The sequence below is a fragment of the Paenibacillus sinensis genome, from assembly GCF_019904155.1.
Lineage (GTDB): Bacteria > Bacillota > Bacilli > Paenibacillales > Paenibacillaceae > Paenibacillus_AQ > Paenibacillus_AQ sinensis.
On the sequence record NZ_JAHCMB010000116.1, the window covers coordinates 1 to 16,005 of the forward strand.

Sequence of the window (16,005 nt, forward strand, 5' to 3'; positions counted from 1 at the left end):
CCTTGGCTAACGGTAGGCGCTCGCCAGCCCCCGTTCGGGACTTTCACCCTAAAGATAACGCCCATGCTGGGCGTACACTGAAAAACGGGCAGGGAATAGCTCCCTGTCCGTTTTATTCATAAAGTCTCTAGTAGCTGTATAGTTACATAGGAACTAACGCCGGCACGTTTACATCGTCCACATTAATATGACCGAAACCGCCAGTAGCATTGTCGACAATCTTAATATAGCAAGCAGTTCCTACATAAGAAGCGGCATTCCAAGTAATCCGGTTATAGGCTTCATTGCTGCTGCCTGTCGCTTTCATCAACTCAGCGCCATCCGAGGCCCGAACCAATGCAACGTATAAATTATTGATATCGTTCCCCCCGCCGATCAGAAAATCAATGGATCCATCGCCACCAAGGGTAAATGCCGCAGATTTCAGTACACCTACCTGAGAATCTCCTCCGTCCTTAAATCCCCAGAGATGATACGCACCACTTTGATTAAAGGGGCCTCCCCATCCCCAGTCCGTATCCGCCACAACATCCGCATCACTGAATGCATTACCACTTACGATAGTCCATCCGCTCAGATTTCCGCTCTCGAAGTCGTGGTTTGTCAAACCGCCAGTCTCCTGTGCAGCTTGGGTAGTTGCTGTGACACTGTTGCTTGCTGCCGAGGTGTTTCCCTCATCGTCCTTTGCTTTGACAGTATAGGCATAGGATGTACTTGGTGTCAGTCCGCTGTCTGTAAAAGCCGCTGTCGTACTCGTACCTACTTGAACTCCATTCCGATAAATCGTATATCCGGTTACTCCCACATTATCTGTAGAAACCGTCCAACCTAGAGATACTGAATTCGTGGTTGTCCCGGTCGCTGCCAGATTCGTTGGAGCTGTTGGAGCTTCTGTATCATTGGGACCGGATTGAACTGTGACTGGCACGTTTACATCGTCCACATTAATATGGCCGAAACCGCCAGTAGCACTGTCGACAATCTTAATATAGCAAGCAGTTCCTACATAAGAAGCGGCATTCCAAGTAATCCGGTTATAGGCTTCATTGCTGCTGCCTGTCGCTTTCATCAACTCTGCGCCATCCGAAGCCCGAACCAAAGCAACATATAAGTTATTGATATCATTCCCTCCGCCGATCAGAAAATCAATGGATCCGTTGCCGCCAAGGGTAAATGTCTCAGATTTCAGGACACCTACCTGAGAATCTCCTCCATCCTTAAATCCCCAGAGATGATACGCACCGCTTTGATTAAAGGGCCCTCCCCATCCCCAGTCCGTATCCGCCACAACATCCGCATCACTGAACGCATTACCACTTACAATCGTCCAACCACTTAAGTTTCCGCTCTCGAAGTCGTGGTTTGTCAAACCGCCAGTCTCCTGTGCAGCTTGGGTAGTTGCTGTGACACTGTTGCTTGCTGCCGAGGTATTTCCCACATCATCCTTCGCTTTGACAGTATAGGCATAGGACGTACTTGCTGTCAGCCCGCTGTCTGTAAAGGCGACTGTCGTACTCGTACCTACTTGAACTCCATTCCGGTAAATCATATAACCGGTTACTCCCACATTATCTGTGGAAGCGGTCCAACCCAGAGATACGGAATTCGTGGTTGTCCCGGTCGCTGCCAGATTCGTTGGAGCTGTCGGAGATTCCAGATCACCATCTCCACCTTGGACTGGAACGTTAAAATCATCAACATTGATGTGGCCCCAATCATCCGTTCGCTCATCGACAATTCTGATATACATGGATGTGCCTATATATTGGGTAGCATCCCAGTATCTCCTCGTATACCCTTCAGTAACTCCTTTGGTACTCGGCCAATTCCAATAGCTTCCCGGTCCGCTTGATCGATAGAGCTCTTTGCCGTCAGAAGCACGAACAAAGGACACATACAATTTATCAATATCGGAACCGCCGCCGATCAGGAAACTAACCTGACCATTACCTCCGAGTGTAAAACTTTTCGATTTTAAAACTCCTGTTGCCGAATTCCCACCACTCAGGTTCCCCCAAAAATGGTAATCACCAGCTTGATTAAACGGTTGGTTATTCCCGAACGTCGCTGTATTTGTAACCCCCGAATTGGAAAAAGCCGTTCCGCTCTCTACAATCCAACCGTTTAAGTTACCGCTTTCAAATCCATGATTCGTAATATTCACAGATGCCGGAGGAGCAATTACAGTAACTGTACTTGAAGAAATTTTAGCGCCGTCTCTTGTTTTGGCTGTAATAGTTGCGGTTCCTTCGGATACCCCAGTAACTGCTCCATTAACCACCGACGCAACTGTCGTGTTGCTGGAACTCCATATCACATTTTTGTTCGTTGCGTTTGCCGGTGCGACTGTAGCATTCAGCGTTTTTTTGCCGCCTACCGTTACCTCTAGACTTGCAGGAGTCAGGCTGACGCCGCTGACTGGCACATCGGTATAAGCGGAATTCATTGCCCAAACTTTCAATGACTTCACAACGATCGAGCTGGTGTTTGCATCTCCCCATAATTGAAGGCCTTTTGCATCTGTTCGGGTAGAATAAGTACGTGTGGTAATGGATTTAAGTCCATTCAAGTAAGCTTCCACCATAGATTTATCCAGGTATACATGTAATTTGACATTGTCACTACCGATGTCTATAGTGCCCTTTTGAATGCCTTTGTTTTGGCCTGCAATGGTTTTCGTGCGGTCAACACCATACTCTTTATTACTGTTTTTGTAATAGATTAATGTCTCTTCTTCACTGTTAGGAGACTTTCGGACTTTGATCCCCACACTGTCAGCAGAACCACGGCTCAATTCCATTTCGATCTCAACCGTATCGCTTTGAATAGAAGAAAGCGCAGCATTAGCAGACGCAAAACTCGTATCTGTTGTAATGTTTACAAGTTGTTGGCCTCTTAAGGACTGCAACTCGGAAATTGGATTGATCCCCAGCTTACCGTCCGGGCGCAGCGAAAGTTCTACTGGAAGCCCTGCGTTATGCGCCCATCCTGCGTCGGACTCTTCCTGGGAGTTTCTTTCCCCTTGAGCAATGGTGAACATAATATTACGTCCAGTTTGCGGATCTTTAAATCCGCTTGGACCTGTAAAATGAAAGTCTCCAAAATCCATTAATTGAGGTTTGGGATCATCAGGTGTGAACTTCGCAGTAGAAGCATTCCAAGTACCAATCCAATAGTACACCTCCACATTCGCTCCACTTCCGACCGGACTGATTGCTAACAAATGCTTGCCGCTTCCCAGAGACATCATAACCGGCAATTCCCACACGCCGCCTAATTCCGGATAAGTTGACGGATTTGTCTGATAGATTGGGCCGCGGTAGGTCCAATTCATCAGATTAGGATCCGTTGTGGAGTAGACAGCTGCTGATCCACCCTGACCCTCGTAACCCGTCCCTACCAGCATAAACCAGGTTGAACCATCTTTGAACACATACGGGTCTCTGAATTCACCAAATTTCCCGTATTGCTGGGCAACTGCCAGTTTGGGCTCTTTTACCCATTTCTTCAAATCGTTATCCCCATCCGTTTGAAACGTACTGCGGGCAACCCCTACGTTTTGGTTGCTGTTAAGGTACGCTCTTGAATCATTGCCGGCAGTGAAGAAAAGGGTAGGATTCCCTGTATCGTCAATGACTGCGCTTCCAGTCCAATCACCATCGGGATCTACCTGGAACAATTCCGGCGACAAAGCAGGCTGCAAGTCTCGCCAATGCACCATGTCATCGCTGACCCAATGCCCCCACTGCATATTATGCCAGTAAGGTCCATGCTGGTTATTCTGATAGAACAAATGGTATTGTCCATTAAAATACAACGGTGCATGGGGTTCGTTCATCCAGTGACCCGGAGCAATAGCATGATAGACAGGACGATAGCGGTCACCATCGTAGACGCTCCGGTCGAAACTGAGGTTTGGTGTCGGCAGGTTTCCTCCTAGGGCTGACATATAGCTCTGATAAGAGTTTTCTGCTTCAGCATTTGTATATGCTCCGTTGTATATTTTCACTTCATCGATAAGTCCGTTGAACATGTTCAAAGGAAATACTCCAAGTTGGGTGCTCTGATTGTTTTTTCCGATCAAAAGCTGATTTCCTGAAGGTGTGATTGTGGAATTCGAAGGGATACTGCTCTTAGCCACTTGACGTCCGTTAAGGAACAGCTTCATTGTGCCAGCCGCTCCATCTACTGTAGCAATAATATGGGACCATTCATTTCTGGGAATGGGTTCATAGGACCAAACCTCATACCATTGCCCACCCGAGCCGATTTGAAATGACCAGGTTCCATGCCGGAACATTCCAAGGATAAATCCCTGTTTTCCGGATTTATCGTGCTGGTTGATAATGGCTGAGAGCGTGCCGTTATCACCCCATTCATAAGCTCGGGGAGCAACCCAGGCTTCAATCGTCATACTCTGAGAGGGAGTTGTGATCGGAGAGTGTGTCACCCAATTTGAGTATCCGTCAAACAGCAGGGCCTTGTCGGAAATCCCATCAGTACGCCATACCGGATCACTGGAAGGCTTGTAAACTGCATTATTGAAAACATAGTTGATAGAATCATTCGAATTGCTGATGTTTTCTTTTGTCGTATTTCCGCTTCCCTCATTAAAATTCCATTCTGCAATTTTAGTAGTCGCAGCTTCGACTTTAGGTGTATAGATCCCATATGGCACCATTAACAAAGCAGTAAGCATAATTATCAATGCTCGAATCAATTTTACTTTTTTTTCCACAAAATACCCTCCCACTTTTCACATAAGTCTCCTTCATACTTGACAAAGAACCTTTAATCGTCTCCCTACATCACACTCTACAGTTTAGATTCAATATTATTTGCTGTAGGAATCACCACCTTTCATACTGAATTCCAGCACACCACGCCCTTTATAATAGCGCTTACATTTCTCTCAAGAAAAATTGTGCTCATGCATTGGATGCTGATTATAAATCATCAGTATAAAAACGTTTACGCAATCGATTACTTTATTAACAAAAAAAATAGTCAGAGCGATTGTCTGACTATCAAATTGGCATCTAAGCGATATTCCTCTTTACCGAAGGTTCCGTCCTCAATTCTCTGCAAGATCACTTCAGCTGTTTTTACTCCCAACTGGAATGACGGCTGTTGAATAACGGTTAAAGGCGGATGAGTGACCCGTGTCCATCGAAAATCATCGAAACCCACAACGGCCAATTGGTCCGGTATAGGAATAGAATGGTCTTGCAGATACGCCATCGCACCCATCGCCATCACATTATCCGTAATAAAAATAGCCGTTGGCTCTCTCTTCAGCAAATCCTCCATGTTTCTGTATCCGCTCTCAAAGCTCACATCTCCAAAACAAATCACCGAGTCATCCATTTCAATGCCAGCTCTCATTAGCGTTTCAGAATACCCCTCATATCGTTCAATCGTTGTCGTAACCGAAAGGGGGCCGGATAAAAAAGCAATTCTTCGGTGGCCTTTGTCCATAATCTTCTGTATTGCTTCCTTGGTCGCCGTTTTGTTGTCTATAAGTACAGAATCACGTTCACAATGGTCAGGGACTCTATCAATATAGACCACTGGATAATCTCCGAACAGGCGCTCGTAATCACAATCCTTGCTGGCCGGAGCCACGATTAGTCCGTCAATCATTTGCGAATCAAACATCCCGATTTCTTTGTTTTCCACTTCAACTTTGTCACTGGAGTCACTCAAGATCAGATGATAGCCTCTTTGCTTCAATACGCTTTGAACTCCTGATGCTACCGACATAAAATAAAAGTTGGAAGTTTCTGAAGCAAGAATCGGTGCAAGAAACGCAATAATATAAGACTTGCGGCTGCGTAGTGAACGGGCTACCGAATTGATTCGAAAATTAAGTTCATTCATTGCAAGAAGTACTTTCTGTTTCGTCTCCTCAGATACAAACCGCGTACCGTTAATGACATGCGAAACAGTTGCTGTAGATACATTAGCTCTAAAAGCCACATCTTTAATACTAACATTCTTTTTTTCAGTCATCTTAATTACTCCTGTTTCATTTCACATTAAGCATCCGATACCTCATTGTTGTTCCCAGTGTGATCATTGAAGTAAACNGCCTAGCCTCCTATTAACGATAAGTCCGTCATATTCTGGTGAATACATTTGATTTCACTCCCAATTTCCTGTATAACCAACCAATTTTGATACAAATATCCAGATTAACTTTCTTGCTCTTGAGGCCTAGGAATGTTTAAAAACCTTTCCTTTATTTCGTCCATTCCATCACCCCCATATTAATTAACTCGAAAACCAATACCCCCTTTGTATGGGAGCAAATCAAAATTTATAGATATAAAATAAAAAAAACACAGCAGCGTAAAAAATAATACGCTTACTGTGTTCAACTTAAATTATATATTCAAACTCATGCATTAATATTAATTATCAGCCGTGGCCCTATCTCTATCCGTCCTTACCCGCAGCGGCTGTATCCGCAGTTGCTGCATGTTTTGCAGCCCTCGATGTTGATCAGCGAGGCGGAACCGCAGGACGGGCACAGGTCGCGGGACTCGCTGGAGGAATGGCCATGCGCATGGCCGCCGTGGCCATGGTCAGCCGCTGCTGTTGCTGCCGAAGCACCGCTGGCCTGAAGCTCGGCGCTTAGCGCGCTCTCGAAATCCTCGACCGCGAGCGTGGCCGCGATCGGAGCGGACACATGCTCCTCATGTGCATTGTTCTGCACATGGGTCTCAAGCGCCTTCGCCACCGCGTCGGCGATGGACTCGACGCGGTTAGCGCCGAAGCCGATGGCGCCGGAGCCGCCGATGCCCTTGAGATGCTTGATCAGCAGCTCCACCTTCTCGCCATGGTCGCCGTAGCGGAGGAACAGCGAGCAGACGCGGCCGAGCGCTTCTGCCATGGCGAACACGTCCGAGCCGGCCTTGCCAACGTTCAGGAAGATTTCGGCCGGCGTGCCGTCCAGGTCGTTGATCGTGATGTACGCCATGCCAAACGGCGTGTTGATCTTATAGGTAGCGCCGCGCAGCACCTGCGGGCGTTTCTTGTACTGCTTGTCGACAACGCTGCCGGACAGCTGTACGGCAGGCACAGCCGGTGCTGCGGCTGGAGCAGGCGTGGCCGCTTGAGGCGCAGCTGCGTCCGCAGCCTCGGCAGACGGTTCAGCCGTTTCCTTCAGCGATTCGTCCTTCTTATCTTCCTTCTTCTCGGTCTGCAGAACCTGCGTGTCACGGCTGCCGTCGCGGTAGATGGTCACGCCTTTGCAGCCGAGATCGAATGCCAGCTCATACAGCTCTTTTGTCTCTTCAATCGTGAAGTCGTTCGGGCAGTTGGCCGTCTTGGAGATCGAGCTATCTACCCAACGCTGAATCGCCGCCTGCACACGGATATGATCCTTCGCAGACAGATCCATCGAGGTTACGAAGTAATCCGGCAGCTCTTCGCCCGGATGGGCTTCCAGATATTCCTGGGCGATTGGCACGAACTGCTCGTCAAAGCCAAGGCGGCTCTGGCGGAAATATTTAAACGCAAAATACGGCTCAATACCGGTCGAAGTGCCGACCATGGTACCTGTGCTGCCTGTCGGAGCCTGGGTAATAACAGTAACGTTGCGCATGCCGTTCTTCGTGATGGCTTCGCCAACTTCCGGATATACGTCAGTGATATTTTTCATGAAGCCGCTCAGCAAATATTTCTCAGTATCGAACGCTTCGAAGGAACCCTTCTCGGCCGCAATGCCGGCGGAAGCCAAATACGCCTCACGGGCCATGAAGCCGTACAGCTTGTCCAGGAATTCCAGCGATTCCGGGCTGCCGTAGCGGATATTCAGCTTGATCATCAGTTCGGCCAGACCCATCGTTCCGAGACCGACGCGGCGTTCCTTCTTCTGGTTAGCCTCATTCTCCGGGAAATGGTACGGTGTCTTGTCGATGACATTATCCAGGAAACGCACCGAATAACGGGTTGTCGTGCCCAGATCATCCCAGGCGACATCATGGTTCTCCGCGTCATAGAACTTGGAGAGGTTGATAGCCGACAGGTTGCAGACGCCCCAGCCCGGCAGCCCCTGCTCGCCGCAAGGATTCGTGCAGATAATCGGGTTGAAGTACCAGCTGTTGGACATCTGGTTGTAGTATTCCATGAAGACGACGCCCGGCTCCGCCGATTTCCATGCGGATTCGATGATCGTATGCCAGATTTCGCGGGCCTTGACCGTGCGATAATGGTTCACCTTGCGGCCGGCCTCTTTCCACTTGTCCAGATCGCCGTCCCACACTTCATTGTAGTCGGGATAAGTCGTATCCGGGAACACAAGCTCCCAGTCGAGGTCTTCCTTGACGGCCTTCATGAAGCTGTTGCTCACGCATACCGACAGATTGGCGTTCGTCACCTGGCCCATCGTCTGCTTGACGGTGATGAAGTCCATCACGTCCGGATGCCAGTCGTTGATCATGAGCATAAGCGCGCCCCGACGGCTTCCGCCCTGCTCGATCAGACCGGTCGTATAGCTGAACAGGCCGCCCCAGGACACGGCTCCGCTGGAGGAACCATTCACGCCCTTAACAACCGCTCTGCGGGGACGGAGGGACGACAGATTGATACCGACGCCGCCGCCTCGTGCCATAATCTCGGTCATTTCGGACAGCGTCTCCATGATGCCGCCGCGGCTGTCCTTCGGCGAAGGAATGACATAGCAGTTGAACAGCGTAAGCTCGTCGCTCGCGCCGGCGCCTGCCGCAATCCGTCCGCCCGGAACCAGCTTCCAGTCATCCAGAATGCTGCGGAATTTGTCCTGCCATTGACGCTGCAGCTCCGGCGTCTTCTCAACCGAAGCCATCGCTCCGGCGAGACGATCCCACATTTCCTCAGGGGTCTTCTCGATATTGAGAGTCAGCTTCTCCACATCGGATTTCACGAGTTCGCCGCGGCGGGTCTTCACCGTCACGGTCCGTCCCTCGCGTTCGACGATCTCGCCGACTTCCTTGGTCGGGAATTTGGGGTCGTCCTTCGTCAGAACGAGAACCACATCTCCCACCTTGGCGTTATTCGTATCCGCGTCCTTCCAGGCATAGCGGTCCAAAAAGATTTTTTCGCTCAAGCCTTCCAGCCGATGACTGTGTTCCACTGTACTCAATATAAACAACCTCCTGAAATTATGATGATTAGTCCGATTTCGCATTACCAGCCAATAAACGCTTTTGCTGGTTTTCAAACGGTCTTTTTTCATTTTTTCACAATATATTGTGTGAAATAGCCTTTAAACTATACCATATCTTGTAGAATGTGTCCCAAGCCGAAATGACCGGACGAAGCCCTGAAATCTCCTTCCTAGCTCGCGAAATCTCTTGGTTTCTCCTTTTTTTAGAGACTCGCGCCAAAAAGGCAATTGTTATGAATTCCGCTGCTTTAGCGCATACTGGTGATACGTTCCGTAAGTATATTCCAAGCGGGAGGAGACAGCCTGCATGAAGCAAGATCTCCGCATCATAACCGGCCCGGCTCCCGGATCAGCCCCCGAGCCGCAGCTTCCCGTCCCTTTGAACTTCGACCGGAGCTGGCTTGACGACCTGAAGACAGGTCTGCAAAAAGGCGGACCTTGGGGTGAGCTGCGTCTCGCCCGTCTTGCCGTCGAAGGCGAAGCATCCGCTCTGATTGAGAGCTTCGAAGAGCTCCAGTGCATGAAGCACCTGCCCTCGCTGTCGCCGCTTCCCCATCAGCTGGATACCGCCCGGCGGGTGCTCTTCCAGATGTCGGGACGCGCCATTCTGGCGGATGAAGTCGGTCTTGGCAAGACCATCGAAGCAGGCCTAGTGCTGAAGGAGTACCTGGTCCGCGGGCTGGTCAGACGAGTGCTGATCCTCGTCCCGGCATCCCTGGTGCTGCAATGGGTGCGCGAGCTGAATACCAAATTCGGCATTTCGGCCGTCGCCCAGAAGAAAGCCTATTCCTGGGACAACGATATCGTAGTCGCGTCCATGGACACGGCCAAAAGGCCTCCCCACAAGGAGCGCCTGACCCTGGACGAATATGACATGCTCATCATTGACGAAGCCCATAAGCTCAAGAACAAGAAGACAACCAACTACCAGTTCGTTCAGCAGCTCCGCAAAAAATACTGCCTGCTGCTCACCGCCACACCTGTGCAGAATGATCTCGGCGAGCTGTTCAACCTCATCACACTGCTGAAGCCGGGACAGCTTGGCAACCAGGGCGATTTTTCCGCCAATTTTGTAGTGGACAAGCGAGTGGCTAAGAATGAGGAGCAGCTGCGAGGCGAGCTGTCTAAGGTCATGATCCGCAACCGCCGGGGCGAGGGGCCGGTATCTTTTACAAAGCGGAAGGTGCGGAATGTCTCGCTTACACTTTCGTCCGAAGAACAAACATTATATGACGGCGTCACGGCTTTTGTAAAAGACCAGTATGAGGAGTCGGGCGGGAACTTAAGCAGCATGCTGTCGCTCGTCACTCTGCAGCGCGAGGTGTGCAGCAGCCGGGATGCAGTCTTTGTCACCCTGGTCAATCTGATCAAAAAACTGCCGGAGGACTCCCCGCGCCGTGAGCGGATGATCGGGCTGCTTCAACAGATCCGGTCCGTGAAAGCGAATACGAAAGCGGAGAAGACGATTGAGCTGGTCAAGGATATGCAGGAGAAGGTTATCGTCTTCACCGAGTATCGGGCGACTCAGGAGTATCTGCTCGGATATTTCCGCAGCCACGGCCTTCAGGCCGTTCCCTACTCGGGCGGGATGAACAGGGGTAAAAAGGACTGGATGATGGACCTGTTCCGGGGCCGCGCCCAGGTCATGATCGCCACCGAAGCCGGAGGCGAAGGCATCAACCTGCAGTTCTGCCACCATATGGTCAATTTCGATCTTCCCTGGAACCCGATGCGGGTAGAGCAGCGGATCGGCCGGGTCCACCGGCTCGGCCAGCAGAACGACGTCCATATTCACAATCTGTCGACATCGGGAACGATTGAAGAACATATTCTGCATCTGCTGCATGAGAAAATCAATCTGTTCGAGAGCGTCATCGGCGGACTCGACACGATTCTCGAACGGTTCGAGAAGAAGGAATCGCTGGAGAAGAGCCTGTACAAAATCATGCTCGAATCCGGCAGCGACGACGAGGTGCGACGCAGGGTCGGCAGCATCGGCCAGACCTTGGCCGATCTGAAGGACGGCATTCAGGATGAAAGCGGGGCGGCAACATGACGTTAACATCGAAGCAGGTTCAGAATCAGGTCATGGAATATTTAATGGCAACCGATTGCCAGATTATCGAAAAATCGCCGGCCCATGTCACGGTCAAGCTGTCGCCCCGCGCGGACCGGATGCTGACCGACCGGCCCTATTATTGGGGCTTTGTCGATCGCACCGGGGCGGAGTCGCAAACGCTGTCTTTTACGTTCGTCTTCGATCCGGAGACGTACGATGCCGTTCCAGAGCCGCGCGGCGCGGGGGGGCAGGGCGGCGCGGGGATACCGGGCAGCGCAGGGATACCGGGCAGCTTAGGAGGCCCGAGCGGCGTAGGGGGGCAGGGCGGTGCGGGCAGCGCGGGGGGCTTAGGAGGCCCGAGCGGCGCGGGAGCGCTGCCCGGCACAGGTGGCGCGGGAGGCCCGAGCGACGCGGGAGCGCTGCCCGGCACAGGTGGCGCGGGAGGCCCGAGCGACGCGGGAGCGCTGCCCGGCACAGGTGGCGCGGGAGGCCCGGCGACCGGGCCTCAGACTGCGGGCGGGCGCAGCCCGGGAGCCGGTTACCCGGCCCCGGGAGGGCCGTCCGCGCCGGGACCGGGCGGCGCCGGCTCCCCGCCCGGCGCAGATCGCGCAGGCGCCTCCGCGCCTCAGCCAGGCGCTGCGCCCGGTGTCTCCGCCGCGCAGCGGGCGGAGCTACCCGCTCCCGGCGTATCCCTAAGCGGGAACACGCCGGAAGGAACACCGCAGGAGGGCATTCTGTCCCGCTACTTCGGAGTCGCCCCCCTCCTGCCCCGGCTCGGTCCCGGCCTCATCCGCCGGGAGGATGTCGTCTTCGGCAGCAAGCGCCTCCGGCAGATCTGGGCCGCGGCCCGGAGCGAAGGCCGCTGCCTCTATCTCTTCGAAGATCCGGGCGCCATACAGCGCCGCACGATCTTCCCGGCAGCCTACGAGCCCTGGCTCGCCGTATGCTTCAAAGTCGAGCTGAGCTGCGACCTGAAGCGGGAAGAGCTTCATTTCGTCGGCGTCTCGCTGCTGACTGGTGAAATCCGTGAGCGCTTCGAGCACACACTGGATGAGATCACGATGACTCCGCGCGTTCCGGAGAATGTTCATGTTCAGCCTTCCGAGCTTACGCTTGACGAGGGGGCCAGGCTGCTTGAACGGCATATCACCGAGGGGCTGGCGGTTCAGGATTACGGTTGGGCCGAAGAGGCCAGAAAGCGTCTGGAGTCTGAGCTTCAAATCATTGACGCCTATTACCAGGAGCTGATCCGGGAGACGGAGGAGGAGCAGCGCGGACCCGTCGAGGAGCAGTATCAAAGCCGCAGACAGGAGACAAGCTGGCAGTATGAGCCCCACATTGCCGTGTCGCCGGTTGTCTATGGCTTGTTCCATCTTCGAAGCCGTCCGAAGGTCTGACCTCTGACCGCTACAAAGCGACCCCAGTCGCTAAATGGAGCCAAAACTCCTTCGGACCGGCGCGACAGCATGCAACAGTCTTTTCAGGGCTTGTCCGCTACAATTAAGGCGAAATGAAGCGCCGAAAGACAGGTGAACCGAAATGAACAAGGATCAACGATCGGCGGTGTCCCAGAAACGCCGTCCGGTTACTGAGAACAACAAGGCCAAATTCAAAAACTCAGCCGCTCTCCGGACAGCATCCCTTCTATTGATAATCGGACTGCTGACTGCAGCTTCCTTCCCGCTTGTGCCGCACAGCATGCAGGTCTCCGCCGACTCCCGGCCCGGGAAAGCCGCGCCCGCATCCCAGAACAGCAGCCTCATAGCCGCCGGGAATGCGCAGAACGCCGGGGCCGCCGGCTCGGAACAGTCTCCCCTGCCCAAGAGGGGTGAAGAGGACACGAACGACATGACCGCTTCCGTTCTGGCTTTCGCTCGCCAGGCAGCGGACAAGCTGGCGGAGAGCGAGCCGTTCAAAGCCTGGAAGAACGCGAAGCAGGAGATTGAATCGCTCGGTCCGGGTACGCATGGCTGGCTTGTGCATCTGAAGGACGGCGACAAAGAGATCGGCTATATGATCATCACCTCTTCCGGAGGCGGCGGCTATGTTCTAAGCGAGTATGGAACAGCCGAAGACGGTATCCCTTATTCCCTTACAGAGCTGCGCCAATTTCTGGCGCAGAAAGGCATCATTTCCTTATCCGGATTATCTGGAGCATCCTTCAACGCCGTTGCATTCTATCTCCCGCTGCTGCCTTACTGGAAGGTAACGATTGACGGAAGTACGCTGTATGTGAACGCATTGCATCCCGAGATCCTTCCCTGGAACAAGGTGCAAGCTCAAGAGGCTGCCAACGCGGCTGCCGGGAAGGGCTCATTCGGGCTCCAAGACCGGAACCTCCGGAAAGATAACTATGCCCCGAGCCCAGCCGTTATTGTTAACAATGAAGACAATCCTTACGCCAACCTGGGCTGGCTGACCTCCCCCCGCGCCGCCGTGCCGGAAGCCCGGGACTTTCCCGCCCTGCTTCAATCAGGCCGGGGACTGGTGTACCGCCAGTCCGGCGGGGCCAATGAGCTGTCCGGAGGTCCGCTGCTGATTACCGGATATCAGCAGTGGAGTCCTCCGGACAGCGGGAGCGCCGGAAGCCTCTACGCAGCGGCCGGAGGAAGCCGCTTCCTTCCGCTGGACGCCCTGCGCAGCGGCGGTACCGTCCAGCTTTACAATAGCCGGCCGGATTGAACCAGCAGCACAAACCGGCAGCACAAAGAGCTCTGCCCCGAAGCGGGAGAGCTCAACTGATTCGATTTGCAACTAATCATTCGCTTACTCGGTCCCCTACTCTCTGTGATCACGGTCGCCTCTATGCCGTCTGCCGCTTCTCCAGATTGAGAATCCCAGCGGAACCATGCCGAACCATCGCTGGCTCCAGGGCTGTCTGCCGCTGCGACCGCTGCGGCGGTCCTCCCGGGGGATCTCCATATAACCGACCACTTTTTCCGTAATGTATTTGACCAGTTCTTCTCCGTCAGAGGCCAACACACCCACCTCACTTTCTTGTTCTTATGAGATTATTGTGCGTCATTTGAAGAGCTTTTAAACCCTCTGCGGATAATACGGGCAGCTCTGGGCATTCTATCCTTCAAAAGCGCGCACCGGCGGGTGCGGACGAACAGCTCCTGCGGCTGCGCTTAAAGAGAGGATGGACGTCAAATGAGAACGGGCACGAGCGGTATGAAAAGAACAAGACGGCTTGCGGCGCTGCTTGCCGGAGCGCTGCTGTGCGGAAGCGGCGCTCCGTGCTCCGCCGCTCCTGCACAGGCGGAGCCGGAACGCCGCCACACCCTTCTCGGACATGGCCACCGCCTGGTACTGATCGACGCCGGACACGGTGGCATCGATGGAGGCACATCGCATGGCGACATTCTCGAGAAGGATCTCACGCTTGCGATCTCCCGCAAGCTGTTCCTGGAGCTGCGCTCGGACGGCTTCGATGTCGCGCTTAACCGGTTCGGCGATTATGCGCCGAGCGATGAGAACATGTGGCTGCGGAGCAGATCGCGCCATCTCAAGGATCTCGCCCAGCGCAAAGAGTTGGCCGAGATGCTCTCCGCGGCCATCGTCGTCAGCGTGCATATCAACTGGGCCTCATCGCCCACCAAGCATGGCCCTGTCGTTCTGTACCGCCAGGAGGGGCGCAGCTACATGCTGGCGAACACCATTCAGGACCGGCTGAACGATCTGTACGGTACGAAGACGGAGGTCCGGCCCGGCAAGCCGTTCTACCTGCTGAACAAAATAACCGCCCCCACGGTAATCGTGGAGGCGGGATTTATCAGCAGTCCGGCAGACCGGTCCAGGCTGACCACTTCAAAAGGCCAGGAGAAGATTGCAGAAGCGATCGCTGAGGGGATCGCCGCTTATCTTATGGAAGTGTAGGCCCGGGCTTCCAGCGGTACTTCTCCCGGACCATGTCGGTAATTCCGACGAACTGCACGCTGCCCTTCAGCTCCTGTATACCGCTGCGGATGCCTGCGGCGGTTTCCTTGCCCTGAATCCCGACATGGCCTATGGTTATGCAGTAATGCTGTTCCCCGGCTCGCTGCCCGGCCAGCTTGAGCTGCTTCGCGACATGCGAGGCCGTATGGGTATCATCCAGGAACAGATCGTTCTCAACCTTGGGCAGACCCATCTGGTGGGCCGTGCTCCCGGCGACGGAACGGTAATTGGTCCGGCTGTCCACGAAGAACAGCCCTCTCTCCTTGCACACGGAGAGCACAATCCGCATCACCCGTTCATCTCCCGTAACTTTAGAGCCCATATGATTGTTGATTCCGGCGGCGTAAGGCACCTCATCCACAGCCGCCTCAACACGCCGGCGGATTTCGTCGTCGCTCAAGCTCGTGAGCACCGCACCCGGCCCCAGCCAGCTAGCTTTGCCGTGACGGGGCTCCATCGGAAGATGGACAAGCACGTCAAGCCCCCTTTTGTGGGCTGCAATCGCATCGGCTTTGGAGGTGCGCAGAAACGGCATGACCGCGACCGTGAACTTCACCGGCAGGGCCAGCATCTCCTCTGTTCCGCGCATCCCGTTGCCGAAATCATCTATAATAATGGCAATCTGGGGCTTTCCGGCAGACTTCTGATCCTTGGCAGGAGCAGCGCTGCGGGGTTCATTCGCGGAATAAGCCGCAGCCGGACCCGGCAGACCGGTCAGCGCAAAACTCAAAATCAGGAGCAAGACAAGTACCCGTTTAAAGCTTGCAGCAGTATTCCTGTTCGCTTGCCAGCGTTTTTTTATCATTTTCTTCATCCTCCCTGCCAGCATCGCTCAATGATTACATTGTTTGATGGG

Annotated in this window: 9 protein-coding genes; 4 read left to right on the top strand and 5 right to left on the bottom strand. The window is 53.5% G+C overall.

Going from position 1 to position 16,005, the window contains the following annotated elements:
• Positions 1-142: 142 nt before the first annotated feature.
• The 3 genes from KIH86_RS11285 to KIH86_RS11295 form a co-directional block, all read right to left on the bottom strand.
• On the bottom strand, positions 143-4,681 hold the full coding sequence (locus KIH86_RS11285; RefSeq protein WP_235775379.1) for a GH32 C-terminal domain-containing protein: 4,539 nt from the start codon (positions 4,679-4,681) through the stop codon (positions 143-145).
• A gap of 326 nt (positions 4,682-5,007) precedes the next feature.
• Complete coding sequence (locus KIH86_RS11290; protein ID WP_223088509.1) at positions 5,008-6,012, bottom strand: LacI family DNA-binding transcriptional regulator; 1,005 nt, start codon at positions 6,010-6,012, stop codon at positions 5,008-5,010.
• Positions 6,013-6,448: 436 nt separating this feature from the next.
• Complete coding sequence (locus KIH86_RS11295; RefSeq protein WP_235775369.1) at positions 6,449-9,127, bottom strand: adenosylcobalamin-dependent ribonucleoside-diphosphate reductase; 2,679 nt, start codon at positions 9,125-9,127, stop codon at positions 6,449-6,451.
• A 331-nt stretch (positions 9,128-9,458) separates the two neighbouring features.
• Between KIH86_RS11295 and KIH86_RS11300 the strand changes: the two genes are divergently transcribed.
• The 3 genes from KIH86_RS11300 (at position 9,459) to KIH86_RS11315 (ending at position 13,892) form a co-directional block, all read left to right on the top strand.
• Positions 9,459-11,207, top strand: coding sequence for a DEAD/DEAH box helicase (locus KIH86_RS11300; RefSeq protein ID WP_223088510.1), 1,749 nt, complete (start codon positions 9,459-9,461; stop codon positions 11,205-11,207).
• Complete coding sequence (locus tag KIH86_RS30110) at positions 11,204-12,607, top strand: YqhG family protein (RefSeq protein WP_407672267.1); 1,404 nt, start codon at positions 11,204-11,206, stop codon at positions 12,605-12,607. Before KIH86_RS11300 ends, KIH86_RS30110 begins: the two co-directional genes overlap by 4 nt.
• Before the next feature lie 142 nt (positions 12,608-12,749).
• Entirely contained in the window at positions 12,750-13,892 is a 1,143-nt protein-coding gene (locus KIH86_RS11315) for a hypothetical protein (RefSeq protein WP_223088511.1), read from the top strand.
• A 96-nt stretch (positions 13,893-13,988) separates the two neighbouring features.
• Here KIH86_RS11315 and KIH86_RS11320 read toward each other — a convergent pair whose 3' ends face one another.
• Complete coding sequence (locus tag KIH86_RS11320) at positions 13,989-14,189, bottom strand: YqzE family protein (protein WP_223088512.1); 201 nt, start codon at positions 14,187-14,189, stop codon at positions 13,989-13,991.
• Positions 14,190-14,363: 174 nt separating this feature from the next.
• Between KIH86_RS11320 and KIH86_RS11325 the strand changes: the two genes are divergently transcribed.
• The gene (locus KIH86_RS11325) at positions 14,364-15,089 is read left to right on the top strand and encodes an N-acetylmuramoyl-L-alanine amidase (protein ID WP_223088513.1); all 726 of its coding nucleotides are present in this window, start codon (positions 14,364-14,366) and stop codon (positions 15,087-15,089) included.
• Here KIH86_RS11325 and KIH86_RS11330 read toward each other — a convergent pair.
• Positions 15,076-15,954, bottom strand: coding sequence for a divergent polysaccharide deacetylase family protein (locus KIH86_RS11330; protein ID WP_223088514.1), 879 nt, complete (start codon positions 15,952-15,954; stop codon positions 15,076-15,078). The genes KIH86_RS11325 and KIH86_RS11330 overlap by 14 nt on opposite strands.
• Between the last annotated feature and the right edge of the window lie 51 nt (positions 15,955-16,005).